Here is a 26436-nt window from a genome sequence, read left to right as displayed (position 1 = left end):
GCGAGATCCGCGTCGGCCCTCTTGTCTGACGACTCGTCAGCTACGACGATGGCCCGGCATCGATATGACGAATCGGCAGACGAAGGCGAGGCGGGCCCGCCATGGCGCGCGTATTTCCCGAAGGTCGGCTGGTCCACGGGATGCAGCTCCCGGTCCAGTCGCAGAGCACCATCTACGCCGAGCCCTGGGAGGCCTCGGCCACCGCCGCCGATCTCGCCGCGATCGCGCGGGCCGCCGACCGGGCCGGCTTCGGGTACGTGGCCACCTGCGACCACGTGGCCATCCCGCGGCGGCTCGCCGGCCCCATGAGCACCGTCTGGTACGACCCGGTGGCGACCCTGTCCTTCCTCGCCGGCATCACCGAGCACGTGCGGCTGCTGAGCCACGTCGCGATCCTGGGCCTGCGCCACCCGCTGCTCAGCGCCAAGCAGTACGCCACCCTCGACCACCTTTCCGGCGGCCGGCTAATCCTCGGGGTGGGCGCCGGGCACGTCCAGGAGGAGTTCGAGATCCTCGGCGTGGACTTCGCGCGCCGCGGGGCCGTCCTGGACGAGACCCTGGACGCGCTGCGGGCGGCGCTGGGGCCCGAGGAGTACCCGGAGTTCGAGGGCGAGCTGTTCTCCTTCAAGGACCTCGGCCAGCTGCCGCGGCCCGCACAGGAACGGATCCCCGTCTGGGTCGGCGGTTCCTCGCCGGCCGCCGTGCGCCGCGCCGCCGTCCGCGGGGACGGCTGGCTGCCGCAGGGCGACCCGCGCGAGAAGCTCCCGGCGCAGATCGCCCGGATCAAGGAGCTCCGCGAGGCGGCGGGGGTCACCGACCCCATCGAGTTCGGCGCGATCACCGAGGCGCTGTACGTCGGCGAGCCCGGCTGGGACACCGGCCGGCGCACCCTCACGGGCAAGGCGGAGGCGCTCGCCGAGTCCCTCCGGGAGTACGGGGCGCTCGGCGTCGACCAGATCCAGGTGCGCTTCCGCAGCCGCGACCGCGCCGAACTCGTGGACCAGATCACCGCTTTCGGGGCCGAGGTGGCCCCCCACCTCAACGACTAGGGGCTGACGGACCATGGGCAAGCTGGACGGGCGCGTCGTCATCATCACGGGCGCGGCACGCGGTCAGGGCGAGCAGGAGGCCCGGCTCTTCGCGGCCGAGGGGGCCTCGGTGCTCCTCGGGGACGTACTGGACGAGCAGGGCGCGGCGGTGGCCAAGGACATCGGCGAGGACCGGGCGCGGTACGTACGGATGGACGTGAGCCGCGAGGAGGACTGGGCGGCCGCGATCGCCGTCGCGAAGGAGACCTTCGGCCCGGTCGACGGCCTGGTCAACAACGCGGGCATCCTGCGCTTCAACGAGCTGACCGCGACCCCGCTGGAGGAGTTCCAGCAGGTGGTCCAGGTCAACCAGGTGGGCGCCTTCCTCGGTATCAAGACGGTGGCCCCCGAGATCGAGGCGGCGGGCGGCGGCACCATCGTCAACACCTCTTCGTACACGGGCCTGACGGGCATGGCGTACGTCGGCACCTACGCCGCGACCAAGGCGGCGATCCTCGGCCTCACGCGGGTGGCCGCGCTGGAGCTGGCGGGCAAGGGCATCCGGGTCAACGCGATGTGCCCGGGCGCGGTGGACACCCCGATGGCCAATCCGGGCCTGCTGGACCCGGCGAACATGACCGACGAGGCCAGGGACGCCATGGCGGAGCTCTACAAGCGGGTGGTCCCGATGGGGCGGGTGGGGCAGCCCGAGGAGATCGCGAAGCTGGCGCTCTTCCTGACCGGCGAGGACTCCTCGTACATCACCGGCCAGCCGTTCGTGATCGACGGCGGCTGGATGGCGGGCGTCAGCATCCTCTAGACGGCAAGTCATCTGATGGAGCGTCAGCTATTGACGCTCCGGCCCCGGCGATGGAACAGTCGAGACATCGAATCTGACGCAACGTCAGAAACCAAAGGACGGTGAACCCCTTGGAATTCGGGCTCTTTGTGCAGGGATACGTGCCTGAGGCGCGGTCCAAGGTCGACCCCGAGGCAGAGCACAAGGCGCTGATCGAGGAGACCGAGTACGTCATACAGGCGGACAAGTCCGGCTTCAAATACGCCTGGGCCTCCGAGCACCACTTCCTGGAGGAGTACTCCCACCTGTCGGCGAACGAGGTGTTCCTCGGGTACCTCGCCCACGCCACCGAGCGAATCCACCTCGGCTCCGGCATCTTCAACCCGCTCGCCCCGGTGAACCACCCGGTCAAGGTGGCCGAGAAGGTCGCCATGCTCGACCACCTCTCCAAGGGCCGCTTCGAATTCGGCACCGGCCGCGGCGCGGGCAGCCACGAGATCCTCGGCTTCCTGCCGGGCATCGAGGACATGAACGGCACCAAGGAGATCTGGGAGGAGACCATCGCGGAATTCCCCAAGATGTTCCTCCAGGAGGAGTACGAGGGCTTCCAGGGCAAGCACTGGTCCCTCCCGCCGCGCAAGGTCTTCCCCAAGCCGTACGGCAAGGCCCACCCGGCCATGTGGTACGCCGCCGGGTCGCCCTCCTCGTACGCGATGGCGGCCAAGAAGGGCCTCGGTGTGCTGGGCTTCAGCGTGCAGAAGGTCTCCGACATGGAGTGGGTCCTCGACCAGTACAAGACGGCCATCCGGGAGGCGAAGGCCATCGGTGCCTTCGTCAACGACAACGTCATGGTCACGTCCACCGCGATCTGCGCCGAGACCCACGACAAGGCCGTCGAGATCGCCGTCAACGCGAACATGAACCGCTTCCAGTCGCTGGTCTTCCGCTACCACGACACCTTCCCGCGGCCCGAGGCGATTCCCGAGTGGCCCGAGACCCTGCCGGAGTACAACGCGGAGATCATCGAGCTGCTGATCGCCGAGGAACTGCTGATCTGCGGCGACCCGTCGGAGGTCCGCGCGCAGTGCAAGCGCTGGGAGCAGGCGGGCGCGGACCAGCTGTCCTTCGGTCTGCCGACCGGCGTCTCGCCGGAGGACACGATGACGACGATCAAGCTGATCGGCGAGCATGTGATCCCCCACATCGACACGGACCCGGTCCACCGCACGACCCGCTTCCGTCAGTCCGCCTGATTTCGGCCCCGCCGGCGTTCGAGGCGCGGTGCGTGGGGCGGAGCCCCGCCTGCCGCGGCCTGTCGGCGCACGAACGGGGACGGCGTCTTCCCGGACCGCCGCCCCGGAACCAGCCCCGGCCGGGCGGCCACCGGCCGGGGCCACATTCAGCCTCGCCCGCGTTCGAGGCGCGGGTCCGGGCAGAGCCCGGTGCCCGGCGGAGCCGGGTTCCCCGGGGCGCCGCCCCGGACCCCGTGCCTCGAGCGCCGGCGAGTCTGCAAGATCCAGCCCCGCCCGCGCTCGAGGTGCCGGCGAGGCCCACGTGCGAAGGGACGTCATGCTCGACCACCTGATCAAGGGCGCGACCGTCGTGGACGGCACCGGCGCCCCCGCCCGCGTCGCGGACCTCGGCATACGCGACGGCCGCATCGCCGTCATCGCCGAGCCCGGCACCGTCACCGAAGAGGCCCGCACCACCGAGGACGCCACCGGGCTGGTCCTCACCCCCGGGTTCATCGACCCCCACACGCACTACGACGCCCAGCTCTTCTGGGACCCCTACGCCACGCCCTCCATGAACCACGGCGTGACCACCGTCGCCGGCGGCAACTGCGGCTTCACCCTCGCGCCGCTGAACCCGGCCCGCCCCGAGGACGCCGACTACACCCGCCGCATGATGAGCAAGGTCGAGGGCATGGCCCTCAAGGCCCTGGAGGAGGGCGTCGACTGGACCTGGTCCACCTTCGGCGAGTACCTCGACGCCCTGGAGGGCCGGATCGCCGTCAACGCCGGGTTCATGGTCGGCCACTGCGCCCTGCGCCGGCACGTGATGGGCGAGGACGCCGTCGGCGGCCAGCCCACCCCCGAGCAGATGCAGCAGATGCTCGACCTCTTCCACGACGCCATGAACGCCGGCGCCTGGGGACTGTCCACCACCCAGTCCTCCACCCACTCCGACGGCTCCGGCGCCCCCGTCGCCTCCCGCCACGCCCGCTCCGCCGAGCTCCTCGCGCTGTCGAAGGCCGTCGCCGAACACGAGGGCACCCAGCTGGAGGCGATCGTCGCCGGCTGCCTCGACCAGTTCTCGGACGACGAGATCGACCTGTTCGTGGAGATGAGCGCCGCCGCCGGCCGCCCCCTCAACTGGAACGTCCTCACCATCGACGCCTCCGTCCCCGAACGGGTCCCGCGCCAGCTGATCCCCAGCGAGCGCGCCCGCAAGGCCGGCGGCCGGATCGTCGCGCTGACCATGCCGATCCTCACCCCCATGAACATGTCCCTCGGGACGTTCTGCGCGCTCAACCTCATCCCCGGCTGGGGTGAGGTCCTCGGCCTGCCCGTCCCCGAGCGGATCGAGAAGCTCCGCGACGCCGGCGTACGCGCCGAGCTGCTGCGCCGCGCCGACAGCAAGGAGGCCGGAGTCTTCCGGCGCCTCGCCAACTTCGGGCGGTACGTCATCGGGGACACGTACAGCAAGGAGAACGAGGGCCTCTCCGGCCGGGTCGTGAACGACATCGCCGCCGAGCGCGGCCAGGACCCCTTCCACTGCCTGGTGGAGATCTGCGCCAACGACGACCTGCGCACGGTGCTCTGGCCGATGCCCACCGACAACGACCCGGCGAGCTGGGCCCTGCGCCAGGAGACCTGGCAGCACGAGGACGTCATGCTCGGCGGCTCCGACGCCGGCGCGCACCTGGACCGGATGTGCGGAGCCCCGTACACGACCCGGTTCCTGGGCGACTGTCTGCGCGGCCGCAGGCTGGTGCCGCTGGAGCAGGCGGTACGGATGCTCACCGACGACCCGGCGCAGCTGTTCGGGCTGCGCGGGCGCGGCCGCCTCGCCGAGGGCTTCCACGCCGACCTGGTCCTCTTCGACCCGGAGCGGATCGAGGCCGGCCCCGCGACCCTCGTCCACGACCTGCCCGGGGACAGCCCGCGGCTAGACGCGCGGGCCATCGGCATCGTCTCGGTACGGGTCAACGGCGTGGAGACCATCCGCGACGACGAGGTGACGGGAGCCGTGCCGGGCATCGTGCTCCGGTCCGGCCGGGACACGAGGACGGTGAGCACCCGATGACCGGGGCGCCGCAGCGGCTCTACATCGGCGGGGAGTGGGTCGAGCCCGCCGGCGGCCACTACGAGGTGATCAACCCGGCCGACGAGTCGGTGGTCGGGCTCGCGCCCGAGGCCTCGCGCCCGCAGGTCGAGGAGGCGGCGCGCGCCGCGGCCGAGGCCTTCGAGGGCTGGTCCCGTACGAAGCCCGAGGAGCGCGCGGCGATCCTCGACCGGGCCGCGGACGTCATGCAGCGGGAGTTCGAGCCGTGGACGGCGCTGGCGCAGGCCGAGACGGGCGCGCCGACCGGGATCGCCCGCGGCATGCAGGTCGGGGTCGGTGTCGCCCGCTTCCGCCGGTACGCGAAGGGGGCCCTGGAACCGGTCGAGAAGGGTCTTCCCCCGCAGGTCACCGAGGCCGGCCCGATGGGAAGGGCGTCGATCCTGGGGGCGCTGGAAGTACGCCAGCCGGTCGGTGTGGTCACCTGCATCACCTCTTACAACAACCCGTGGGCGAACCCGGCGGGCAAGGTGGCCCCGGCCCTGGCCATGGGCAACACGGTGGTGGTGAAGCCGGCGCCGCAGGACCCGCTGTCGGTGTTCCGGATGGCGGACGCCCTGCACGAGGCCGGAGTGCCGGCCGGCGTGGTGAACGTCGTGGGCGGCCTGTCGACGGAGGTCGGCGAGGCCGCCGTCGACTCCCCGTACGTGGACATGGTGTCCTTCACCGGTTCCACGGCCGTCGGGCAGCGCATTGCGGAGGTCTGCGGCCGGTCCATGAAGCGGCAGCTGATGGAACTGGGCGGCAAGGGCGCGGCGATCGTCTTCGAGGACGCCGACCTGGACGCGGCGGTGATGGGGATCGGGACGACCTTCTCCTTCTACTCCGGGCAGATCTGCACGGCTCCGACCCGGGTGATCGTGCACCGGTCGGTCCACGACCGGCTGATCGAGAAGCTCAGCGGCTATCTGGCCTTCATGAAGGTCGGCGACCCGGCGGCGGCCGGCACGGTGGTCGGCCCGGTGATCTCGGCGGCGCACCGCGACCGCGTGGAGTCGTACGTCGAGCTGGGCAAGAAGGAGGGCGCGCGGATCGCGTACGGCGGCGAGCGCCCGGTGGTCGGTGACGGCCGAGGCTTCTACGTGGCGCCGACCCTCCTCACCGACTGCACGAACGACATGCGGGTGGTCCGCGAGGAGATCTTCGGCCCGGTGGTCGTGGTCGTCCCCTTCGACGGAGACGAGGACGAGGCGGTCCGCCTCGCCAACGACAGCGACTTCGGGCTGCTGAGCTACGTGTGGTCCGGGGACTCGGCGCGCGCGTTCCGCGTGGCGCGGCGGCTGCGGGCGGGCGGGGTCGGCGTGAACACCATCGGCCGCAACATGGAGGCCCCTTTCGGCGGTTTCAAGCGCAGCGGGGTGGGCCGGGACGTGGGCTCGTACGCGCTGCACGCCTACAGCGAGATCCAGTCGATCGTCTGGACGGGCTGACCGGGCGGACCGGGCTGACCGGCGGCCGGCCGGGGAGCTCCCCGGCCGGCCGCCGCGTTCCTACGTGTCCCGGTCGGACCCGTCCGCCCAGCTGTAGCCGAGGGCCGCGGCGAGCTCGCTGCTGCCCCGCTGGAGGTCGGCGAAGCCCTTCGGGTCGGATCGCCCGATCCGTTCCAGCGCGCCGGCCGCCCGTTCCTCGGGCGGGCTGCCGTCGTCCGGCAGCCGCCAGTCGAAGTACAGCCGCAGCGGCTGCCCGTGCCGGTCCTCGGCGCCGTCAGGGGCGGGGAAGACGAACCTCATCACCGTGGTGTTCGGATCGTCGTGCGCGGTCGCGACCCCGGAGGGCGCCAGGCCCCACCGGCCCAGCAGGTCGGGCCGTTCCCGCAGGGCCGCAGCGATCAGGCGTGCGGTGCGGCGGGCCGGCCAGCACCAGGAGAGGTCCTGCTCGGCGCGCTCGACCTCGGCGTCGTACGCGGCCGCGTCGAAGCGGCAGTCGGGCGGCAGCCGTCCGGTGTCGATGCCGCGCCAGCCGTCCCACACCACCTCGTCGCCGTCCCGGCGGATCGTCACGTACAGGGCGCCGCAGCAGCTTTCGGCGCAGTACGCCCCGGCGAGCTGCACCTCACGCGGCTCGGGTCCGGCGCGCAGGCCGGCGTAGTCGACCAGGTATTCGGGGACGTTGCCCCGCCCGCTGCGGAACAGCGCCGGCAGCAGGGGGAGTCCGTCGACCAGCAAGCGGGTCTCGACGGCGGACGAGTCCGCTCCGGGCTGGACCGCGGTCACCTGCAGGGCCGGGGGGCCGTCGGCGGACGCCCCGGCCGGAGTGCGGGCGAAGGGCAGGCGCGCGTGGCGCCGGATCCAGTCCGCGAGGAGCGGGGAGGCGCCCTCCGCCGTCCCGGACAGGCTCCGTTCCAGTGTGCCGAGCAGGGCTTCCCGGCTGCCGGGGGCCCAGTCGAGGAGGGCGGCGGGCCCGCTGTGCAGGTCGAGGGCGGTAGAGAGCAGCAGTACGTGGTGGTCAGGGGCCGGGGGCAGAAGGTCCGGTTGCGCGAGCAGCAGCTCGTACAGCGGCACGGCAGGGCCGTAGTCGAGGATGTCCGTCCGGTCGTCGGCCTGCCCGCACATCCCGTGGAGCAACCGGAGTGACACGGCGGACAGTTCGGGATCCCCGGGGTGGGCCCGCAGCAGACCGGGCAGGTCGGCGGCTTCGGCGAGCCGGCGGGGGCGGCCGGCGAGAACCGGGCCGGGGATCGAGAGCAGCGCGTTGCGGGTGTGCTCGTGGGCGCCGGTGGTGGCCGCCGAGATCAGGGCCCGTTCCGGGTCGGAGCTGACCCGGCCGCGGAGCTCCAGCAGGGCGGCGGCCTGCCGGTCGAGGGGGTCGAGGGCCGCCGACGCCGTGGAGGCCAGGCCCCGCAGCATGCCGAGGGTCTTCAGGTGCGCCGTGTCCTCGGCCTCGCCGAGGCGGATCAGCAGGGCCATGCCGACGGTCACGGCGGCGGTCGTGGTGCCGGTGCGGACCAGGTGCCGGGCGGTCCGCCGGGCGGCGTCATCGTCCGGAGGTACGAGCCGTGACACGTGCGAGCGCAGGGTGCGGTGGGGCATCGCCAGGGCGGCCGTCTCCCGGTGGACGGCCTCGGAAGCCCGTAGGGGGTCGGGGTCGGCCAGTGCGGGCATGAGTGCCGCGGTCAGTGCGAGGCGTGCCTGGCTCCACCCCGCGCGAGGGCGGGAGGGCTCCGGCGGGTGGCCGTCGGGCAGCGGGTAGCCGTCGAAAGGGATCCGGCCGTCCGGCTCGATGCCGTGCCGGAAGAGGGCGTAGTCGTGGAGGGAGGTTCCGGGAGTGAGCGCCGCGCGCTCGTCGCGGGCGCTCAACGGGCGGGGTGGGACTCGATTCCATGGGTCATGGGGTGAGCCTGCCAGCCGTGATCATGTGGCGTCCAGTGAAAAAGCGGCCTCGCCGCGGACCCGCCCGTTGATCTGGAGCTGCACCAGGTGCTCGCCGGAGTGGTAGCGCCGGGTGGTGATCGGCTTGAAGGAGTGGCGCTTGGTGCCGGAGAGGGTTTCGCCGGGGGCGAGGCCGCGGGTGACGAGCTTGAACACCTTCGGGGTGCGGGTGCCGCCCGCCTTCACGTGGTGGACGACGTAGTCGACGACGAGTTCGGCCGGGAGCGGGCCGGTGTTGGTGACAGCCCAGTCGAAGACGAGGTACTCGCCGACGGTGACCTGCGGGGTGGTGACGACCGGGCCGTTCACGCCGACCGGCACATCGGGGGAGTGGCCAAGCAGGGTCAGGGCCTCGGGCCGGCCGGCCTTGACCAGGGTGCGCAGCCCGTGGCGGACGACGCGGTCGGTCGTGGCCTCCGGCGCGGCCAGCCAGCCGGCCGCGGTGTCGACGGCGAGGGCGGGGTGGTCGCGGCTGATGTCGTTGAGGTGGTTGGAGACGGACCGGCGGACATACTCGGACGGGTCGCGGTAGAGCGCGTCCAGCACTGGTACGGCCGGCCGCGGGTCGGCGACGAAGGCGGGCAGCTGCGCGGCCCACGGCAGCCGGGGCCGGGTGCCCTCGCTGGCGAGGCGGCGCACGTGCGGGTCCGGGTCGGCCGTCCACTTCTGTACGACGGCCAGGGCGCGGGCCGGGTCGGCGCGCAGGAAGGGCCGTACGGCGGACTCGGCGGTCAGCCGGGGGGTGAGGTCGTGCAACAGGTCCAGCCCGGGTTCGAACACCGTCAGCCCGCGGACGCCAACGGCCTCGTTGACGGGGAAGGTCATCCACCCGTCGAAGCCGGGGTCGGCGAGGGCGGTGCGTACGACGGCCTCGAAGGCGGCCCAGTCCTCGGGGAGGTCGGCGAGCACGGCGTCGCGGACGGCGGCGACGCGGCCGCTGAAGCTCAGCCCGTCGAGGGCGTCGGCGCGGGCACGCAGGGCGGGCGAGGACCGGCGGCCGCCCGCGCGGGCGAGGAGCCGGGCCAGGGTGGTGACGGTTTCTGCGCTGAGGAGCTCATCGGCCGTGGGCATGGGGACAGTCTTGCCGATGCCGATGCCGATGCCGATGCCGATGCCGATGCCGATGCCGATGCCGACCCGGCAGGGCCGGCCGGGCCGGGCCGGTGGGCTCCCGGGCGCGGCGGTCGCCGCCGCGCTCCGGGCCGGGCCGCCCGCTCAGTCCACGTAGTAGTCGGTGAGGACGCAGCCCTTCACCAGGGCCGGTTCCTTCCGGTAGCCGCTCGGCGGGGTGAAGCCCTCGTGGCAGTTCAGCATCAGGAGTCCGGCCTGCGGGGTCAGCATCTTGCTCATCTCGTCCGAGCTCTCGGACACCATGGCGAAGTCCTGCCCGACGACGATGCCGCCGTTGGGGTCCCCGCCCTGCTGTGCGGCCGTCTCGGCCTTGAAGACCGTCTGGAAGGCCTTCGGGTCCTTGATCATGAAGATGGTGGCGCGGCTTCCGCCGCAGCGTCCGCGCTCGATGACGGTGGCGGACTTGATGAACTTCTCGTCCGGGCCCGTGCTCGCTTGGCTGCCCGGGGGGATGACCTTGATCGGTTCGCAGCCGATGAACGGGTCGATGAAGCGGGCGGCCGCGGCCATGGTCGCCGCCTTGGGGAGCTTCTGGAACGCCGTCCCGTCCTTGGGCGCGTTCCCGTTGACGCCGCCGTTCTTCGCCGGGTTCTCCAGCGTGCCCTCGTGGGGGCCGCCGTCGGTGCCGGCGGCGGTGCCGGAGCCGATCCCGACGACGGGCGCTTCGCCGCCTCCGCCGCAGGCGGTGAGGGCGAGCAGGGCGGCGACGGCCGTGGCCGACGCCAGGAGTGAGGTGGTGGTGCGCATGTGCGTGTTCGTCCCCCGTGTAAATGACCTTGAACGGCGGCGACTCTAGAGCGCTGATCATGTCCGCGGCAAACCCGGCAATGCGCCCGTTACCGCAGGTCACCGCAAAGTCACGAAGGAAACTTTAAAAACTCGCAAAACGGACATGGCTGCGGTTTCCGCATACCGAAAGCCTCTTCGCGGAGCCTGCTGAAGTGCGGGCCCGTCTCAATGTGAACCTTGTATTAAGCGCTCGCGAACGGTCCAGGTGGCACGATTCCAAGGCGTTCACGGGCTCTCCGTTCCGGACTTCACTCGTCCATATGTGGAATACGCACCATCTAACGTCCTGACCCATGACTCAGCTGGACGTTCGGCCTCAGGCCGGAGACACGGTAAGCGGCGTCGCCGAGGGCGACGTTCGCGGCAAGGGCCTCGGCAAGGGGTCCGTCGGACTGGCCGGAAGCGCCGTCATCGGCATCTCCACCGTCGCCCCCGTCTACTGCCTGACCTCGACCCTCGGCTCCACCGCCGGTGAGGTCGGCATGCAGATGCCCGCGATCTTCCTCGCCGGCTTCCTCCCGATGCTCCTGGTCGCCTTCGCCTACCGCGAGCTCAACAAGGCCATGCCGGACTGCGGCACCTCCTTCACCTGGACCGTCAAGGCCTTCGGCCCGCGGATCGGCTGGATGTGCGGCTGGGGCCTGGTGATCGCCACGATCATCGTGCTCTCCAACCTCGCGGGCGTCGCCACCTCGTACTTCTGGCTGCTGGCCGGCGAGATCACGAACAATCCGTCGATCGCAGCCCTGGACGACAACAAGCTCGTCCACATCGCCACCTGCCTCACCCTGATCGCCGTCGCGACCGCCATCAGCTACCGCGGCATGACCGCCACCAAGGGCGTCCAGTACGCCCTGGTCGGCCTCCAGCTCGTCGTGCTCGCCGTCTTCGTCGCGATGGCCTTCCAGAAGGCCTCCGCCGGCACCTTCGACACCGGCCTGGACTTCTCCTGGTCCTGGATGAACCCCTTCGCGGTCGAGTCCATGGCGGCCTTCACCGCCGGACTCTCGCTCTCGATCTTCATGTACTGGGGCTGGGACGCGTGCCTGGCCACGAACGAGGAGACCACCGGCTCCACGAAGACCCCCGGCCGCGCCTCGCTCATCGCGATGATCGTCCTGGTCGGCTCCTACCTCGCCACCGGCGTCGCCGCCCAGATGGCCGTCGGATCCGGCGGCGAAGGCCTCGGCCTCGCCAACGAGGAGACCTCCGACAACGTCTTCGCGGCCCTCGCCGGCCCCGTCATGGGCCCGGTCCTCGGCATCCTGCTCTTCGTGGCCGTCCTGGCCTCCGCCGCCGCCTCCCTGCAGACCACCTTCATCCCGGTGGCCCGCACGGTCCTCGCCATGTCGACCTACGAGGCCCTGCCGCCCTCCTACGCCAAGGTCCACCCGCGCTTCAAGACCCCGGGGCGCGCCACCGTCATGGCGGGCGTGGCGACCGGCGTCTTCTACACGGTGATGACCCTCGTCAGTGAGAACGTCCTGACCGACACGATCTTCGCGCTCGGCCTGATGATCTGCTTCTACTACTCGCTGACCGCCTTCGCCTGCGCCTGGTACTTCCGCGGCGAACTGCGCCGCTCCTCCCGCGACCTGTTCTTCAAGGGCGTCTTCCCGGTCCTGGGCGGACTGCTGCTGGCCGCGGTCTTCTGCAAGACCCTCTTCGACATGTGGGACCCGGCCTACGGCTCCGGCTCCACCGTCCTCGGCGTCGGCAGCGTCTTCATCATCGGCGTCGGCCTGCTGGCCCTCGGCCTGGTGATCATGTTCGTCACCGAGCGCCGCAGCCCGGCCTTCTTCCGCGGCGAGGTCCTGACGAAGTCCACCCCGGCCCTGGTGGTCGAGGACTGACCCACCCCCTGCGCCCCACCCGCTGAGTCATGCCCACGGCCCCGGATCGATTCCCCCGATCCGGGGCCGCGGGCGTTCCGGGCCGTTTCACGGCCCAAGTGGAGCGCGGGCGGTGACCCGGGGTGCGGCGGGGTCGTTGTGCGGGGCATGAATGCCCTGAAGCGCACCCTCACCGCCCTGGTCGTCTCCGGCGGCGCCGCCCTCGCACTCACCCCCGTCGCCGCGCACGCCGACGAGCCCGCCGCCCAGGCACCCCCGGTCGCCGGCCGCGTCGTCGACATCGTCGACCACCCCGGCCAGGCCGTGCAGGACACCAAGACCGCGGTGGGCGCCACCGCCTCGGCGGCCGGGTCCGCCGCCCAGGCCACGGACTCCTCCCTCAAGGGCGCCGGGTCGGCCCTGGCCGCGGGCCTCCCGAAGCCCCCCAAGGTCGAGTGACCCGGACGTCGCCGCCGGTGCGGGTGAACGGCACCGGGACCGGCGGGGAGCCCGCGGGCCGTGGCCGGGAAGACTCCGGCGACGGCCCCGGGGGACACGCTCTCGGGCGGCGCCGCTCGTTGAGCAGCGCATGATCCTCTGGCTGCTCAACCATCTCAGCACCTTCGTCATCGCCTTCCTCCTGGTCGGCGGCCTCACCGGCCTCGCCGTGGCCGGGAGCGTGGCCGCCCGCCGCCGGTTCCCGCACCTGGCCCAGGGCGACCACAACGAGATGGTCGGGGTCGCGCTCGGCATGTTCGGCGCGATCTACGGCATCATCCTCGCCTTCGTCGTCGTCACCCTGTGGACGCAGCTGGAGAACACCCAGAACATCGTCGCCACCGAGGCCACCGACCTGGCCCTCGTCGTCCGCAGCGCCGACGCCTTCCCGCCGGCCGACCGGGCCCGGGTGCACCAAGCGGTCGGCGCGTACACGCACGCCGTGGTCGAGGTGCAGTGGCCGCTGATGCGCGAGGGGCGGCCGAGCTACGAAGCGACCGGCCCGCAGACACACGCCCTGTACCAGGCCCTCCAGGCGTACGAGCCTCAGGGCCCGCGCGCCGAGACCTTCTACGCCGAGGCGGTCACCCGCCTCAACGACGTCGCCGCCCAGCGCCGGGCCCGCGTCACGATGGCCGAGACCTCACTGCCGATCCTGCTCCAGGTGCTGGTGTACGGGGGCGCGTTCGTGATCGTCCCGCTCACCTTCCTCTTCGGGCTGCGCAGCCTGAAGATGCAGCTGCTCTTCGTATCGGCGGTGGCCGGGCTGATCGGCTTCAGCCTGCTGCTGGTGGTGGCATTGGACCGCCCCTTCGCGGGGGACCTGAGCGTGACGCCGGCGCCGTACAAGGAAGCGGCCCTGGCCCAGTTCTGGGCAGCCGGCTGACGGCTCCGCGGCCCCCGCGGGCGGCGGCCGCGGCGGCAACGGCAGCGCGGCGGGCGGGTCTCAGCCCCAGGTGCGGGAGGACAGCACCAGGCGGTAGCCGTCCGGGTCGGTGATGGTGACGCCCCACTGGTCCCAGTACGGGTTGTGGGCGGCGACCCGGGTCCCGCCGTGCTCGACGAGGCGCTGCACGAGCGCTTCGTCGGGGGCCTCGCCGAGGTAGACCACGAACAGGTCTTCGACGGTGGGCGAGGGCAGGACCGGGTTCGAGGCGTCACGGGTGAGTTCGAAGTGCCAGCCGCCCCCGGCCGGCCCGACCATCAGCAGGTCGTGCTGCCCGGGCACGCTCTCGGCGCTCCGCCACTGCACTTCCAGCCCGAGTCCGTCGACGTAGAACCGCTCGGCGGCCGCCAGGTCGAGGGAGGGGCGGGCGACGCGGACGTGCATGCGTGAATCGATCATGCCCGGCAGCCTACGGACGAGGGTGCCGACGGCCCTCCCCATCGTTCGGGCGGGGGCGATTATCAGCCAACTGGCAGTTCACCTGGGCGGAATGGGTTTCCGCGGGCAAGAGGTCCTTGCCTAGGATCGATCATGCTGAACGGCCCCGGCCGCCTCGCCCCGCGCGAGCGCCGAAGACGGCCTCGCCTGCCCGACCCCTGCCCCCCTTGACCCGAGCAAGCAGTGGTCCGGACGGCCGACTCGCCGGCCGGGGCCCTTCTGACAGGGTCCCGGCCGGCGAGTGCCGGTCGTCAGGCGCCCAGGTGGTGGTACTCGGCCCACTCCTTCTCGCCCTCGGTCTCGCAGTTCGCGGCGTACAGGGGGCCGATCTTCGCCGGGACACCGGCGAAGGAGGAGCAGTTCGACGCGAAGGCCTTGTGGCCGCCGGAGAAGTAGTCGATGTCGACACCGTCGTTGGCCAGGGCCGCACCGGCGCCGCCCAGCAGGATGCCGGCAGCCAGGACAGACGCCGTCAGGGCAGAGCGAATACGCATGACACTCTCCTAAGATTCTCGATCGTCGCGCCTGATGGACGGCACGCGACCGGCTCAACATCACGGAGAGTTCACGGGAAACGGTGTTTCACCCCAATGGCGGTCACCCTCTGTAACTCGGGGTGCACGTCGGGAGTCGTCACCTCCTCGACAGGAATGTTCACGCACCGTGATTCCCGCTGTCCAGGGAGTGGACCCGTGCAATGGGTTTGTGCGGGTCCGCTTGGTGGTGAACGGCCCAGGTCAGGCGGGATGTTGGCACCATGACCGCATCTTTCGGCCAGACTCGGACCCGCGCACGCGTGTTCACTCAGCGTTTCGGCTGCACCCGCCGCGGGGCGCGCCTCGCCCGCCCGGCCCGCCGTGCAGCCGCACGCCCGGTCAGAGGTACTGGGCGAACTGGTCCAGGGTGCGCAGGACCTCCGGCTTCGGGGCCGAGGGGAGCTGGAGGACGACCTCCTCGATGCCGAGGTCGGCGTAGTGGCTCATCTTGCCCGGGCTGGGCTGGACGGCGTACGGAACCACCTGGAGGGACTTCGGGTCGCGCCCGGCGGTCTCCCACACCTGGCGCAGCACCGGCAGGGACTCGGTGAGGCCGCCACCGCCGATGGGGAGCCAGCCGTCGGCGTGGTCGGCGATGGCGGCGAAGAGCTTGGGCCCCGCCGCGCCGCCGATCATGGTGCGCGGGCCGTGCAGGGGCGCTCCGGGGCCGAGTTCGCGCGGGGCCTGGACCGGCTTGGGGTAGGCGGTGCTGGCCTGGACGGAGCAGTACTGGCCCACGTGCGCGGTGGGCTCGGGGGACCACAGGGCGCGCATCAGCGCCATCCGGTCGCGGACCAGGTCGCGGCGGGTGCGCCACTCGACGCCGTGGTCGGCGGCCTCCTCGACGTTCCAGCCGTAGCCGATGCCCAGGGTGAAACGGCCGTGGGAGAGGTGGTCCAGGGTGGCCACCTGCTTCGCGAGGCCGATCGGGTCGTGCTGGGCCACCAGGGTGATGCCGGTGCCGAGGTGGAGCCGCTCGGTGACGGCGGCGGCCTGGCCGAGCGCGACGAAGGGATCGAGGGTGCGCCCGTACATCTCGGGGAGTTCGCCGCCCATGGGGGCGGCGGTGTCACGGGTGACCGGGATGTGGGTGTGCTCGGGGAGGTAGAGGCCGGAGAAGCCGCGCTCCTCGAGACTGTGGGCCAGCCGGACGGGGGAGATGGTGCGGTCGGTGAGGAAGATGGTCGTGGCGATCCGCATGGTTTCTGGCACCTCCGAGACGTGGGACCCGCCACGGTACGGGCTGGACCAGCGAATGTTGAGGGGGCGTCAGGACGACTTCGCCTCCCCGCCGGCGGCCTTGCGCAGCTCCTCCTCCAGCCACGGGGTGATGTACGCCATGCCGTCGCGCGTCAGGTGGACGTCGTCGCCCTTGGGGTACATCCGCTTGCCGCGCGGCGTCTGCTGGCGGCAGGCGCCCTCGGGGCACAGGTATCCGGCGAAGTCCACCAGCTTGAGCTGCGGCAGGTTGGCGCGGGCGACGTACTGGCCCACCACGGCGTTGAAGCAGCGCGCCCACTCGGGGGTGGTGGCGCCGGTTCCGGTGCGCTCGTTCATCAACAGGATCGAGACGTCGGGACCCGCCTCGCGCCACTGGTCGACCGCCGCCTTGAGGCGCTCGGTGTAGCGGCTGCGGAAGCCCGCGTCGCAGGGGGACATCCAGACACCGTCGCCCTCGATGTCCTGCAGGGTCGCGTCCCAGCCGACGTGGACGACCACGCTCTGCGGCTGGTGCTCCCTGAGCAGGCCGGCCCAGGTGTCGACGGACCTGCGGCATTCGTCGGAGTTCTTGACGACGAGGTTCTGGCGGTCCTTCACCCGCTCCGCGCCCATGAGGCCGCAGCCCGCGACACCGCCGTCGACGACCGCGAAGCCCTTGCCGTTGCGGCTCAGCGCGGTGGCGAGGTCGTTGGCGAGCGAGTCGCCGGCCGTGATGACGAGCGGCTTGCCGTCGGGGCGCATGCCCTGCTCGGTGACGGCCGGCAGGTAGTACGCGCCGGCGGTGACGGCCAGGCAGGTGACGGCGAGGAGGGGGACGGCGCGCAGCGGCTGCCAGTCGCGCAGCCGCAGGCGTTCGGTGACGACGTAGTGCAGCAGCAGGGAGAGGAACCAGGTCAGGCCGCCGCCCACGATCAGCAGGGCCCAGGGCTTGACGTCGGGCTGGCCCTTCTGGAGCAGCCAGTAGATCGGCAGGTGCAGCAGGTAGATGCTGTACGAGAGCTGGCCGATCTCGGTGATGATCTTCCCGGAGAGCAGCTTGACCAGGGGTCCCCGGTCCGTGCAGAGCACGGACGCGAGCAGGGCGATCAGGGCGGCGACGACGGCCAGTCCGCCCTGGTACAGCCAGGGCTTGTGGTAGCTGTCGACCAGGACGCTCAGGGCGATGATCGCGACCAGGGCGAGGATGCCGGTCGCGGTCAGGAGCGCGGTGGGCACGCCGGACGGGGCAAAGGCGCCGGGAGCACCGGGTGCGTCCGCCGCGCTCCTGCGCTGCCCGGCCCTGCGGTGGACGAGGTGGACGATGCACGCGGCGGCGGCGCCCGCCATGAAGGCGACGGCCCGGGAGTGGGTGCTCAGGTACAGCGCGTCGGTGTTCGTCCCGGTGAAGAGCAGGGGGGCGACGGCCGCGGAGCCGGCGAAGAGCAGGACGACGAGCACGGTCACGGCCGCGATGCGGCGGCGGCAGACGAGGAAGAGGGCGGCCAGCACGAGCGGCCAGACGACGTAGAACTGTTCGGTGACGCTCAACGACCACATGGCGGCGAGCGGGTCGATCGTGCCGTTGCCCTCCCAGTAGGCGCTGCCGTTCGCGAGCTGGGCCCAGTTGGCGTACTGCAGCAGGGAGGTGATCGCCTGCTGGGAGACGGTCTTCGCCTCCCGCAGGGTGCCCAGCAGGTAGGTCAGCGCGACCACGGCGGTGAGGACCACCAGGAGGCCGGGGATCAGCCGCTTGAAGCGCCGCTTGTAGAAGCGCAAGAGGCGGATGCGGCCGGAGTGCTCCACCTCGCGCACGAGGAGCAGGGTGACCAGGAAGCCGGAGAGGACGAAGAAGGCGTCGACGCCGAAGAGCCCGTTGGCGAACCAGCTCGTGTGGTACAGCAGGATCGAGATGATGGCGATGCCGCGCAGTCCGTCGACCGCGGCGAAGCGACGCGCGGGAGCGGGAGCGGCGCCGGGAGCGGGGACGGCCGCCGGGGCGGAGGCGGGTGCGGGGGCCGTACGTACGGCCTGTCCGGCGGGGACCGCGGCGGGCTCGACGTACTGATCGTCGAACCACTCCGCGACCGGGGGCTGCGGGGCCTCGTGGCGGGTCCACTCGTTGTCGGCGTAGCGGTGAGGCTGCTGCACGACGCGCAGCTGGAACGTTTCGTCCGGCGCGCGGCCGTCAAAGGGCTGCTGCATGGCGCACTCCGCTCCGGGCGGGCATCGAGGACCGGGGGTCCGGGGAGAAGCGGACCGAGTCCGGGGCGAGGACGGCGTCGTTCCACAGGCGCAGGCCGGTCGTCAGCTCGTTGCCGCTGCCGACGCGGGCCCGGTCGCCGATGACCGCGCAGTCCAGCACCGTGCCCGCGCCGATGACGGCTCCGGCTCCGATGACGCTGTCGCGCACGACCGCTCCGGCCTCCACGACGGCGCCTTCGAGCAGGACGCTGCCGCTGACGTGCGCGCCGCCGTGCACGACGGCGCCGGCACCGATGGTGCTGCCGCCGGAGACCGTTGCGTCCGCGGCGACCCGGCACCCTTCGAGCAGCAGGGCCTCACCGCAGGGGCCGGGCAGGGCGGGCGAGGCGACCTTGCCGAGGACGAGGTCGGCGGAGCCGCGTACGAGGGCCGCGGGCGTGCCCAGGTCCAGCCAGTACGCGTCGTCGGTGACCCCGAGGACCCGGGCGTCCGCGGCCAGCAGGCCGGGGAACGTCTCGCGCTCGACGGAGACGGGCCGCCCGGCGGGGATGGAGTCGATGACGGAGCGGCGGAAGACGTAGCAGCCGGCGTTGATCTGGTCGGTGACGATGTCGGCCGTGGTGGTGGGCTTCTCCAGGAAGCGCAGGACCCGGCCGTCGGGGTCGGTCGGGACCAGACCGTAGGCGCGCGGGTCGTCCACGCGGGTGAGGTGCAGCGTCACGTCGGCGTCCGCCGCCCGGTGCCGCCCGACGAGCAGGGAGATGTCCGTGCCGCTCAGGATGTCGCCGTTGAGCACCGCCACCGGGCTGTCCGGGCCGCCGGTGAGCAGCCGCGCCGCGTTGCGGATCGCGCCGCCGGTGCCCAGGGGCTCGGTCTCGGTGACGTATTCGAGCTGCAGGCCGAAGCGGGAACCGTCGCCGAAGTACGCGCCGAACGTCTCGGGGAGGTAGGAGGTGGCCATGACGAGGCGCTCGATGCCGGCCGCGCGGGCCCGGGCCACGAGATGGGCCAGGAACGGGACACCGGCGACGGACACCATCGGCTTCGGCCGGCTCAGGGTGAGCGGCTGGAGCCGGGTGCCCTTGCCGCCGACCAGAAGGATCGCTTCGTTCATGTGCTGAGTTGTTCCTATGGAGCGAAAAGGGAGAGGGGAAGGGCAGACAGGGGCGGCAAGGCGCGGCGCGCGGCGGCTCAGTTGAGGCCCGACCACTGCCGGAAGCAGGTGGTGACCGATTCCTCGGCGGGACGGCCCAGGAAGGAGTCGTGGGAGTCGTTCTGCGGGTCGGCCGCCGCCGGGTCCTGGTGGAAGTCGAGCTTCCACCAGTACAGGCCGGACATGCCGCGTTCCCGGGCCACCTGGCAGACGGCGTCGAACCAGTTCTTCTGGACCTGGAGGTTGAGGGGAGAGGTCTTTCCTCCCCAGGCGCCGGGGTGCCCGTAGGCGCCGTTCTCGGCCGGTGCGCCCACCTCGTAGAGCATGAACTTGTCGAGCTTTCCGGTGGCCTTCTTGTCGAGCCACTTCTGCCAGCCGGCGACGACCGCGCTGACGGGCGCGTCGTCCTTGAGTTCCTTGAGCGGGAAGTACGCGTCCACGCCGACCGTCTTCACCGGCATGGTGATGTCCCGCTCGACGAACATGTCCCAGTTGACCGCGTAGTTGATCTCACCGGGGAAGGACTGCCGGGCGCTGGTGAGCAGGCCCTTCCAGCGGGCGTCGTTCTCCATGGACGAGAGCTCCGTCGCGATGACGAAGGTCTTCACCTTGTGCTGGGCCGACAGTTCCAGGTACGGCCCCAGGAACTGCTGGTACGAGGCGAACCACGCGGCCGGGTCGGCGGGCTTGATCTTGCCGCGCCAGGCCTGCGGGTCCTGCGCCATCAGCGACTTCTCGTCGAGCAGCGGCCGCAGGGTCACGCGCAGGCCGCTGGCCGCGGCCTCGTCGAGCAGGATGGCCAGGTGGGCGGTGCTCGGCGTGATCGGTCCGGCCTCGACCTTGCTGGCGGTGATGCCCTTGCTGACGAAGGGGAAGGAGACCGAGACCGCGTTCATGTCCCGGCCGACGATGTAGTCGACGATCCGGCGGGCCTTGGTCCGTACCGTGCTGTCCTTCTCGGCCGGATCCGCGTACCAGAGGACCTGGACGCCCAGTTCCGGGTCGCCCTCCTTCCACGGCTTCGTGACCTGCGGTACGGAGGCGGGCGCGGACGCGGAGCCCGAGGCCCGGGGGGAGTCCCCGTCCCCGGAACCGGGCCCGTCCGCCGGGTCGTCGAGCAGGCCGCAGGAGGACAGGGCCAGGACGAGGACGGTGACGAGACCGGCGACGCGACCGGCGACGCGGGAGGTGGACCGGACGTGCGGGGAAGGACGCATGGCTGCTCTCATCAGGCGGGCTTCGCGATGACGACGAACTGGTTCTCGGTTCCGCGCAGGTAGCGCAGCAGGCCCTTGAACGAGCCGCACGCCTCCCAGATGGCGAAGAAGGGCATGAGCAGGAGCACGACCGGCGGCTCCCACCACAGGCGGCGGCCGTTGGCCGACACCGAGGCGTTGATCTTCAGCCCCTCCCAGTACATCCACACGGCGTAGCCCATGGTGATGGCCCACAGCGGCAGGATCCAGGGGCTGACGGGCGAGGTGTTGATGTCGCCCATCAGCGCTCCGGCCGCCAGGATCACGGCGACGTGCTGGAAGGGGCCGATGACCCACGTGGTCACGCTGTACATCAGCAGGGCGCGGGAGTGGCGCGGCAGCGTCTTGTTGAAGGCGAGGCCGACCAGGCCCCAGGACCACCGCTCGCGCTGCTTGAGGAAGTCCCGCATGTTGGAGGGCGAGGCGCCGTAGCTACGCCCGGAGAACCAGTCGCTGCGGCCCTTGTACCGGCTGGAGAAGACCAGGGCGAGGTGGGCGTCCTCGCAGATGGAGTCCGGGCCGAAGTCCCAGCCGATGGTCGCCTCGATGGACGAGCGGATCAGCAGCAGCTCGCCGTGGAGGCCGACGAGCGGGGTGCCTCCGCCGGTGAGGACAGCGAAGCGCGCGATGTCGTCGGCGGGACGGATGGCGTCGGCCAGCCAGGTGAGGCGGTTGACGGCGTTCTCGCGGGGATAGGTGAGCATCCCCTGGGCCAGGTGCTTGGCGTCGTCGCCCGCACGGCGCTGGGCGTTGATGAACCGGGCGACCTGCTGGGCGGTGTCGGGGCCCACGCCGGTGTCGTCGTCCATGTGCAGGACCCAGATGTCGTCCAGGGCCTCGCCCTCGGCGATGCGCAGTTCGTGCGAGTAGTGGTTGGCGCGGGCCTTGAACCGGGTGCCGTTCGGCGTCTTGTACGCCTTCGGGACGGTGACCACGCGGATCAGGGGGTGTTGGGCGGCGAGCGCGTCGATGCGCTCGGCGGCCTCGCAGCCCTCCTCCGTCAGCACCTCGATGCGCAGGTCGCGGAACCAGGCGGGCATGAACTCGCAGTACGACAGGACCGAGCGTTCCAGGGCGGGATAGGTGTCGTGGCGTCCGATGGTGGGCACGAGCACGATGAGGCGGTCCTGGGTCACCGGTTCCGCGGGGGCCCAGTCGCGCTGGCGCTTGATGCGACGGCGCGTCAGCACGGCTCCGGCGATGCCGACGACGGAGCTGGCGACAGGGAGGGTCCAGAGAATGGTGACGGCCCATCCCATAAGGGTGTTCTCGTCGTAATAGAGCCAGGAAGAAAATACATAGGCGGCTATGCCCGTTATGAAGAACGGGAGCAGACTGGGCTTCCAGGCGGCCTGACGCTGCATCAGCCTGCCGGCGCGTCGGGTTCCGGGCGCCGCGACGTGCTGTGTGGAGGTGGTCATGAACTCCGCCCGGTCATGCGTTTCTCTGTCAAGGAATGCAGCGGTCGCATTCACCGTCCCGTTTCGGCGAATCGACGCACTTGTATGCCGATCGTTTTATCACGAACTCGCGTGCGAGACGGCATGCGTGCAATCGCCCCGAAGTCCGTAAGTTCTCGAAAAGGGCTGGTATTGGCCCTCTTGGGTGGTGGCGCCGTTAAAGCGGGGGATATCTCGTGAGCCAGCCGGGGGTGGAATGGGTGGCGTTGTGGAGGCTCGGGCCCTGGGTCATCTCCAGGGCGAAGTCGTCGGAGATCTCCAGCAGCGTGGCCCGGCCCTCGAGTTCGGCGATCCAGGCGGCCGGCAGGGCGGTCTCGCCGTGGAGCGCGCCGAGCAGGGCTCCGCACACGGCGCCCGCGGCGACGGAGTCGCCACCGTGGTTGACGGCCAGGCGCAGGCCGTGCGAGACGTCCTCGGCGACCAGGGCGCAGTAGACGGCGACGGCCAGGGCGTGTTCGGCATCACCCTCCTCGCCCGGGGCGAGGGCCTCGACGGCCTCGGCGCCGGGCTGGCCCTGGGTGACGGCGGCCAGGGCGCGCTGGAGGGCGTCCGTGACGGGCTGGTGGCCGGGACGGGCGCCCAGCAGGCCCAGGGCGCGCTGGACGGCCGCGTCGAGGGAGTCACCGCGGATCAGCCCGTGGACGATGACGGCGACGGCTCCGGCCGAGAGCGAGGCACTGGGGTGGCCGTGGCTCTGCGCGGCGCATTCGACGGACAACTGGAGGACGAGGGAGGGCTCCCAGCCGACCAGCAGCCCGAAGGGGGCCGAGCGGGAGGCGGCGGCCGCGTCGCGGGCGGTCGGGTTCTTCGGCTCGTCGAGCGTGCCGAGGACCTCGTCGGCGAAGCCGGTCAGGCAGGCGCGCTCCGGGCCGCGGCGGGCGTAGAGCCACTCCTCCTGCGCGAGCCAGCCGTTGTCCTTGCGGCGCTCGTCCGGGCCCCAGTCGTGCTGGGTGGCGGCCCAGCGCCGGTATGCGCGGTGGAGGTCGGTGGGCGGGTGCCAGGCGCCGGTGTCCCGGCGTACGTGGGCCCGTATCAGCCCGTCCACGGTGAACAGGGTGAGCTGGGTGGCGGCGGTGACGCGGCCGCGGCGCCCGTGGGCGGGCGCGGGTCCGCTCAGGCCGTCGGGGCCGTGGGCCGCCCTGACGGCGTCGAGGGAGAGGCCGGCCAGCGGCGCGCCGAGGGCGTCGCCGAGGGCGGAGCCGAGGAGGACGCCGCGGACGCGGCTGCGAAAGTCCTGCTGCTCGATGCGGCCCCAGAGGCCGGTGATGACACTCCGGCCGGAGGTGCGGTTCGCCCCGGCGGGGGCGGGCGCGGGGGTGCCGTCCGCGGCGCCGGCGGCGTGAACCGGGGCGCTGCCCGCGGTGGCGGGGCCCGGGGTGCTGCCTCCCGTGACGTGGCCAGGGGTGCTGCCCGCGGCGGAGTGTCCCGGGGTGCTGCCTGCCGGAATGGGGCCCGGGGCGGTGGCCGCCGGAACGGGGCCCGGGGCGGTGGCCGCCGGGGCGGGGCCCGTGCCGCCGCCCGTGTCGTTCGTACCGTTCACTGCGTCCATCCCCGGCACCGCGCCCCCCGCTGACCAGCCCACTCGATGCCCGGCGTCCCTACCCGTACCCGCCGCGCACGCGAATCCGCACTGTAGTGGACAGGTTCGATCGAATCCGGAACTGGTTCGCCAAGAGGCCGGTAAGTGGGCGGAGATCGACCAGAATGCGAACACTTCCGGCCGCGACCTGGCCGATGGCGCGTTTTGCCACCCGTGGACCTCCTCGTCGGCTGATCCCGGGCAGGGGCCGCCACGGAGGGGAGCCGGGCCGCCGGCACCCCTCCGTTCGCGTTCAGTCCAGTACGGGCAGCAGCTCCGGCAGGTGCCCGTCGGAGGCGCGGGCCGCGGCCTGCCGCTCCTGCGGCACCTCCCCGTACAGCGTCGTACGGGCCTTCGCGGGACGCCCGGCCGCCTCCGCGACGGCGATCAGGTCCTGCACCGACTTGTACGAGCCGTAACTCGACCCGGCCATCCGCGAGATGGTCTCCTCCATCAGCGTCCCGCCCAGGTCGTTCGCCCCGGACCGGAGCATCTCGGCGGCGCCCTCCGCGCCCAGCTTCACCCAACTGGTCTGGATGTTGGGAATGTGCGGGTGCAGCAGGATCCGGGCCATCGCCGTCACCGCCCGGTTGTCGCGGACCGTCGGACCCGGCCGCGCGATGCCCGCCAGGTACACGGGCGCGTTGGTGTGGATGAACGGCAGGGTCACGAACTCCGTGAAACCACCGGTCTGCTGCTGGATCCGGGCCAGCGTGCGGAAGTGGCCGAGCCAGTGCCGCGGCTGGTCCACGTGCCCGTACATCATCGTGGACGAGGAGCGGATTCCGAGCTCGTGCGCAGTGGTGATCACCTCGATCCAGTCCGCCGTGGGCAGCTTGCCCTTGGTCAGGACCCAGCGGACCTCGTCGTCCAGGATCTCCGCCGCCGTGCCCGGGATCGAGTCCAGTCCCGCTTCCTTGGCCGCGGTCAGCCAGTCCCGTACGGACATCCCCGTGCGGGTGGCCCCGTTGACCACCTCCATCGGCGAGAAGGCGTGCACGTGCATGCCGGGGACCCGCTGCTTCACCGCGCGCGCGATGTCGAAGTACGCCGTCCCGGGCAGGTCCGGGTGGATGCCGCCCTGCATGCACACCTCGACCGCGCCCACGTCCCAGGCCTGGGCGGCCCGGTCGGCGACCTGGTCGAGGGAGAGGGTGTAGGCGTCGGCGTCCGTGCGGCGCTGCGCGAAGGCGCAGAAGCGGCAGCCGGTGTAGCAGACGTTGGTGAAGTTGATGTTCCGCGTGACGATGTAGGTGACCTCGTCGCCGACCACCGACCTGCGCAGGTCGTCGGCGATCCGGCACAGGGCGTCGAGGGCCGGCCCGTCCGCGTGCAGCAGGGCGAGGGCCTGCGCGTCCGTCAGCCTCGTCGGGTCGTCGGCGGCCTGCGCGAGGGCGCCCCGTACGTCGGTGTCGATGCGCTCGGCCACCATCCCGGGCGCGGCCGCCTCGCGCAGCGCCTCCCAGTCGCCGTACACGTCGTCGAAGTCGTCGCGGCGGTCACCGGTGCGGCCCTCGGTGTCGATGGTGGCGTGCAGGTCCGTGCGCCCGTACGCCGTGAAGCCCTCGTCCGGCTCCTGCCACGGCCGGCCCTCGACCGCGGCGCCCTCGTCGGCCAGCCCGGTCCCGGCATCGGCCAGCGCCCGTACGTGCGGCAGCAGCCGGGGGTCCAGCCAGGGCTCGCCGCGCTGCAGGAACTCCGGGTAGATGGTGAGGCGTTCGCGCAGCTCGAAGCCGGCGGCAGCGGTCCGCTCGGCCAGCTCCTCGATGTGCGGCCAGGGACGCTCGGGATTGACGTGGTCGGGGGTCAGCGGCGAGACCCCGCCCCAGTCGTCGATGCCGGCGCCGATGAGCAGTGCGTACTCGGCATCGACCAGGTTCGGCGGGGCCTGGATCCGCGCGCTCGGGCCCAGGATGTGCCGGGCGACGGCGATGGCGGCGGCCAGCTCCTCCAGCTCCGCGTCCGGCATGCCGCGCATCGCGGTGTCCGGCTTGGCGCGGAAGTTCTGGACGATGACCTCCTGGATGCCGTGGTAGCTGCGCTGGATCCGGCGCAGCTCGAAGAAGGCCTCGGCCCGCTCCCCGTAGGACTCGCCGATGCCGATGAGGACACCGGTGGTGAAGGGGACGTTGGAACGTCCGGCGTCCTCCAGCACCCGCAGCCGCACGGCCGGATCCTTGTCGGGGGAGCCGTGGTGGGGGCCACCGGGCTCGGACCACAGGCGGGTGGCGGTGGTCTCCAGCATCATGCCCATGCTCGGCGCGACCGGCTTGAGGCGCTGGAGATCGGACCAGGACATGACGCCCGGGTTGAGGTGCGGCAGCAGGCCGGTCTCCTCCAGGACGCGGATCGCCATGGCGCGCACGTAGGCGAGGGTGTCGTCGTAGCCGTGCGCGTCGAGCCACTCGCGGGCCTCGGGCCAGCGGTCCTCGGGGCGGTCGCCGAGGGTGAAGAGCGCTTCCTTGCAGCCCATCGCGGCGCCCTGGCGGGCGATGTCGAGGACCTCGTCGGGGGAGAGGTACATCCCGTGGCCGCTCTTGCGCAGCTTTCCGGGGACGGTGACGAAGGTGCAGTAGTGGCACCTGTCGCGGCAGAGGCGGGTGAGGGGGATGAAGACCTTGCGGGAGTACGTGATGACGCCGGGCCGCCCGGCGGCGGCGAGCCCGGCGTCCCTCACCCGTGCGGCGGAGGCGGCGAGGTCCCTCAGGTCCTCGCCGCGCGCCTGGAGGAGTACGGCCGCCTCGGTCGCGTCGAGCGCGACGCCGTCGCGGGCCCGCCGGAGCGCGCGGCGCATCGCGTTTTCGGTCGGAGCGTCACTCGGAGTGGTCATGGGCCGAGCATACGATCCGACGTTCCGGCGGTGGGGCGGCTGTGAA

At 71.9% G+C, this 26436-nt stretch carries 20 protein-coding genes; 8 read left to right on the top strand and 12 right to left on the bottom strand.

The features are described from left to right. Nucleotides 1–101 precede the first annotated feature (101 nt). The 5 genes from OG444_RS17075 to OG444_RS17055 all read left to right on the top strand — a co-directional run bounded on the left by OG444_RS17075 (nt 102) and on the right by OG444_RS17055 (nt 6602). The gene (locus tag OG444_RS17075) at nt 102–1049 is read left to right on the top strand and encodes a TIGR03619 family F420-dependent LLM class oxidoreductase (RefSeq protein ID WP_327262995.1); all 948 of its coding nucleotides are present in this window, start codon (nt 102–104) and stop codon (nt 1047–1049) included. A gap of 13 nt (nt 1050–1062) precedes the next feature. After that, a complete protein-coding gene (locus tag OG444_RS17070) occupies nt 1063–1848 on the top strand; it encodes an SDR family NAD(P)-dependent oxidoreductase (RefSeq protein WP_327262994.1) in 786 nt (261 codons plus the stop codon). Nucleotides 1849–1958: 110 nt separating this feature from the next. Continuing rightward, the gene (locus OG444_RS17065) at nt 1959–3080 is read left to right on the top strand and encodes an LLM class flavin-dependent oxidoreductase (RefSeq protein WP_327266820.1); all 1122 of its coding nucleotides are present in this window, start codon (nt 1959–1961) and stop codon (nt 3078–3080) included. Between the two features lie 316 nt (nt 3081–3396). Further along, nucleotides 3397–5136 (top strand): N-acyl-D-amino-acid deacylase family protein, encoded by a 1740-nt coding sequence (locus OG444_RS17060; protein WP_327266819.1) that lies wholly within the window; start codon nt 3397–3399, stop codon nt 5134–5136. After that, a complete protein-coding gene (locus tag OG444_RS17055) occupies nt 5133–6602 on the top strand; it encodes an aldehyde dehydrogenase family protein (protein WP_327262993.1) in 1470 nt (489 codons plus the stop codon). Before OG444_RS17060 ends, OG444_RS17055 begins: the two co-directional genes overlap by 4 nt. Nucleotides 6603–6662: 60 nt before the next feature. Here OG444_RS17055 and OG444_RS17050 read toward each other — a convergent pair whose 3' ends face one another. From OG444_RS17050 to OG444_RS17040, 3 genes are all read right to left on the bottom strand, one after another. After that, entirely contained in the window at nt 6663–8468 is a 1806-nt protein-coding gene (locus OG444_RS17050; RefSeq protein ID WP_327262992.1) for a hypothetical protein, read from the bottom strand. 54 nt (nt 8469–8522) lie between these two features. Further along, on the bottom strand, nt 8523–9611 hold the full coding sequence (locus tag OG444_RS17045; RefSeq protein ID WP_327262991.1) for a DNA alkylation repair protein: 1089 nt from the start codon (nt 9609–9611) through the stop codon (nt 8523–8525). Nucleotides 9612–9755: 144 nt separating this feature from the next. Beyond that, complete coding sequence (locus OG444_RS17040; protein ID WP_327262990.1) at nt 9756–10418, bottom strand: hypothetical protein; 663 nt, start codon at nt 10416–10418, stop codon at nt 9756–9758. A 335-nt stretch (nt 10419–10753) separates the two neighbouring features. Between OG444_RS17040 and OG444_RS17035 the strand changes: the two genes are divergently transcribed. The 3 genes from OG444_RS17035 to OG444_RS17025 all read left to right on the top strand — a co-directional run bounded on the left by OG444_RS17035 (nt 10754) and on the right by OG444_RS17025 (nt 13676). Next, on the top strand, nt 10754–12313 hold the full coding sequence (locus OG444_RS17035) for an APC family permease (protein WP_327262989.1): 1560 nt from the start codon (nt 10754–10756) through the stop codon (nt 12311–12313). Nucleotides 12314–12460: 147 nt separating this feature from the next. Continuing rightward, nucleotides 12461–12751, top strand: a complete 291-nt coding sequence (locus OG444_RS17030) for a hypothetical protein (RefSeq protein WP_327262988.1) — start codon at nt 12461–12463, stop codon at nt 12749–12751. A 130-nt stretch (nt 12752–12881) separates the two neighbouring features. Then, nucleotides 12882–13676, top strand: a complete 795-nt coding sequence (locus OG444_RS17025) for a bestrophin-like domain (protein WP_327262987.1) — start codon at nt 12882–12884, stop codon at nt 13674–13676. Between the two features lie 60 nt (nt 13677–13736). Here OG444_RS17025 and OG444_RS17020 read toward each other — a convergent pair whose 3' ends face one another. The 9 genes from OG444_RS17020 to OG444_RS16980 all read right to left on the bottom strand — a co-directional run bounded on the left by OG444_RS17020 (nt 13737) and on the right by OG444_RS16980 (nt 26390). After that, nucleotides 13737–14135 (bottom strand): VOC family protein, encoded by a 399-nt coding sequence (locus tag OG444_RS17020; RefSeq protein ID WP_327262986.1) that lies wholly within the window; start codon nt 14133–14135, stop codon nt 13737–13739. Between the two features lie 290 nt (nt 14136–14425). Beyond that, nucleotides 14426–14668 (bottom strand): hypothetical protein, encoded by a 243-nt coding sequence (locus tag OG444_RS17015; protein WP_327262985.1) that lies wholly within the window; start codon nt 14666–14668, stop codon nt 14426–14428. Between the two features lie 381 nt (nt 14669–15049). Then, nucleotides 15050–15910, bottom strand: a complete 861-nt coding sequence (locus OG444_RS17010) for a TIGR03619 family F420-dependent LLM class oxidoreductase (protein ID WP_327262984.1) — start codon at nt 15908–15910, stop codon at nt 15050–15052. Nucleotides 15911–15979: 69 nt separating this feature from the next. Beyond that, entirely contained in the window at nt 15980–18112 is a 2133-nt protein-coding gene (locus tag OG444_RS17005) for an acyltransferase family protein (RefSeq protein WP_327262983.1), read from the bottom strand. After that, nucleotides 18096–19226, bottom strand: coding sequence for an NDP-sugar synthase (locus OG444_RS17000; RefSeq protein WP_327262982.1), 1131 nt, complete (start codon nt 19224–19226; stop codon nt 18096–18098). The genes OG444_RS17005 and OG444_RS17000 overlap by 17 nt, the downstream gene beginning before the upstream one ends. Before the next feature lie 77 nt (nt 19227–19303). After that, nucleotides 19304–20482, bottom strand: a complete 1179-nt coding sequence (locus OG444_RS16995; protein ID WP_327262981.1) for a glycoside hydrolase family 113 — start codon at nt 20480–20482, stop codon at nt 19304–19306. Nucleotides 20483–20493: 11 nt separating this feature from the next. Beyond that, complete coding sequence (locus OG444_RS16990; RefSeq protein WP_327262980.1) at nt 20494–21942, bottom strand: glycosyltransferase family 2 protein; 1449 nt, start codon at nt 21940–21942, stop codon at nt 20494–20496. A 196-nt stretch (nt 21943–22138) separates the two neighbouring features. After that, complete coding sequence (locus OG444_RS16985; protein WP_327266818.1) at nt 22139–23248, bottom strand: ADP-ribosylglycohydrolase family protein; 1110 nt, start codon at nt 23246–23248, stop codon at nt 22139–22141. 565 nt (nt 23249–23813) lie between these two features. Further along, on the bottom strand, nt 23814–26390 hold the full coding sequence (locus tag OG444_RS16980; RefSeq protein WP_327262979.1) for a bifunctional FO biosynthesis protein CofGH: 2577 nt from the start codon (nt 26388–26390) through the stop codon (nt 23814–23816). Nucleotides 26391–26436 lie beyond the last annotated feature (46 nt).

The organism is Streptomyces sp. NBC_01232 (genome assembly GCF_035989885.1).
Classification (GTDB): Bacteria; Actinomycetota; Actinomycetes; order Streptomycetales; family Streptomycetaceae; genus Streptomyces.
Note: the sequence above shows the minus strand (reverse complement) of the source record. Positions and strands in the feature narration are given on the sequence as shown.

Bases quoted from the DNA above. Each gene is read 5' to 3' on its own strand.
- OG444_RS17005 (WP_327262983.1), bottom strand. From the start codon at position 18,112: ATGCAGCAGCCCTTTGACGGCCGCGCGCCGGACGAAACGTTCCAGCTG.
- OG444_RS17035 (WP_327262989.1), top strand. From the start codon at position 10,754: ATGACTCAGCTGGACGTTCGGCCTCAGGCCGGAGACACGGTAAGCGGC.
- OG444_RS17075 (WP_327262995.1), top strand. From the start codon at position 102: ATGGCGCGCGTATTTCCCGAAGGTCGGCTGGTCCACGGGATGCAGCTC.
- OG444_RS17070 (WP_327262994.1), top strand. From the start codon at position 1,063: ATGGGCAAGCTGGACGGGCGCGTCGTCATCATCACGGGCGCGGCACGC.
- OG444_RS17015 (WP_327262985.1), bottom strand. From the start codon at position 14,668: ATGCGTATTCGCTCTGCCCTGACGGCGTCTGTCCTGGCTGCCGGCATC.
- OG444_RS17000 (WP_327262982.1), bottom strand. From the start codon at position 19,226: ATGAACGAAGCGATCCTTCTGGTCGGCGGCAAGGGCACCCGGCTCCAG.
- OG444_RS17020 (WP_327262986.1), bottom strand. From the start codon at position 14,135: ATGATCGATTCACGCATGCACGTCCGCGTCGCCCGCCCCTCCCTCGAC.
- OG444_RS17060 (WP_327266819.1), top strand. From the start codon at position 3,397: ATGCTCGACCACCTGATCAAGGGCGCGACCGTCGTGGACGGCACCGGC.
- OG444_RS17025 (WP_327262987.1), top strand. From the start codon at position 12,882: ATGATCCTCTGGCTGCTCAACCATCTCAGCACCTTCGTCATCGCCTTC.
- OG444_RS17045 (WP_327262991.1), bottom strand. From the start codon at position 9,611: ATGCCCACGGCCGATGAGCTCCTCAGCGCAGAAACCGTCACCACCCTG.
- OG444_RS17040 (WP_327262990.1), bottom strand. From the start codon at position 10,418: ATGCGCACCACCACCTCACTCCTGGCGTCGGCCACGGCCGTCGCCGCC.
- OG444_RS17030 (WP_327262988.1), top strand. From the start codon at position 12,461: ATGAATGCCCTGAAGCGCACCCTCACCGCCCTGGTCGTCTCCGGCGGC.
- OG444_RS16980 (WP_327262979.1), bottom strand. From the start codon at position 26,390: ATGACCACTCCGAGTGACGCTCCGACCGAAAACGCGATGCGCCGCGCG.
- OG444_RS16990 (WP_327262980.1), bottom strand. From the start codon at position 21,942: ATGACCACCTCCACACAGCACGTCGCGGCGCCCGGAACCCGACGCGCC.
- OG444_RS17055 (WP_327262993.1), top strand. From the start codon at position 5,133: ATGACCGGGGCGCCGCAGCGGCTCTACATCGGCGGGGAGTGGGTCGAG.
- OG444_RS16995 (WP_327262981.1), bottom strand. From the start codon at position 20,482: ATGCGTCCTTCCCCGCACGTCCGGTCCACCTCCCGCGTCGCCGGTCGC.
- OG444_RS17010 (WP_327262984.1), bottom strand. From the start codon at position 15,910: ATGCGGATCGCCACGACCATCTTCCTCACCGACCGCACCATCTCCCCC.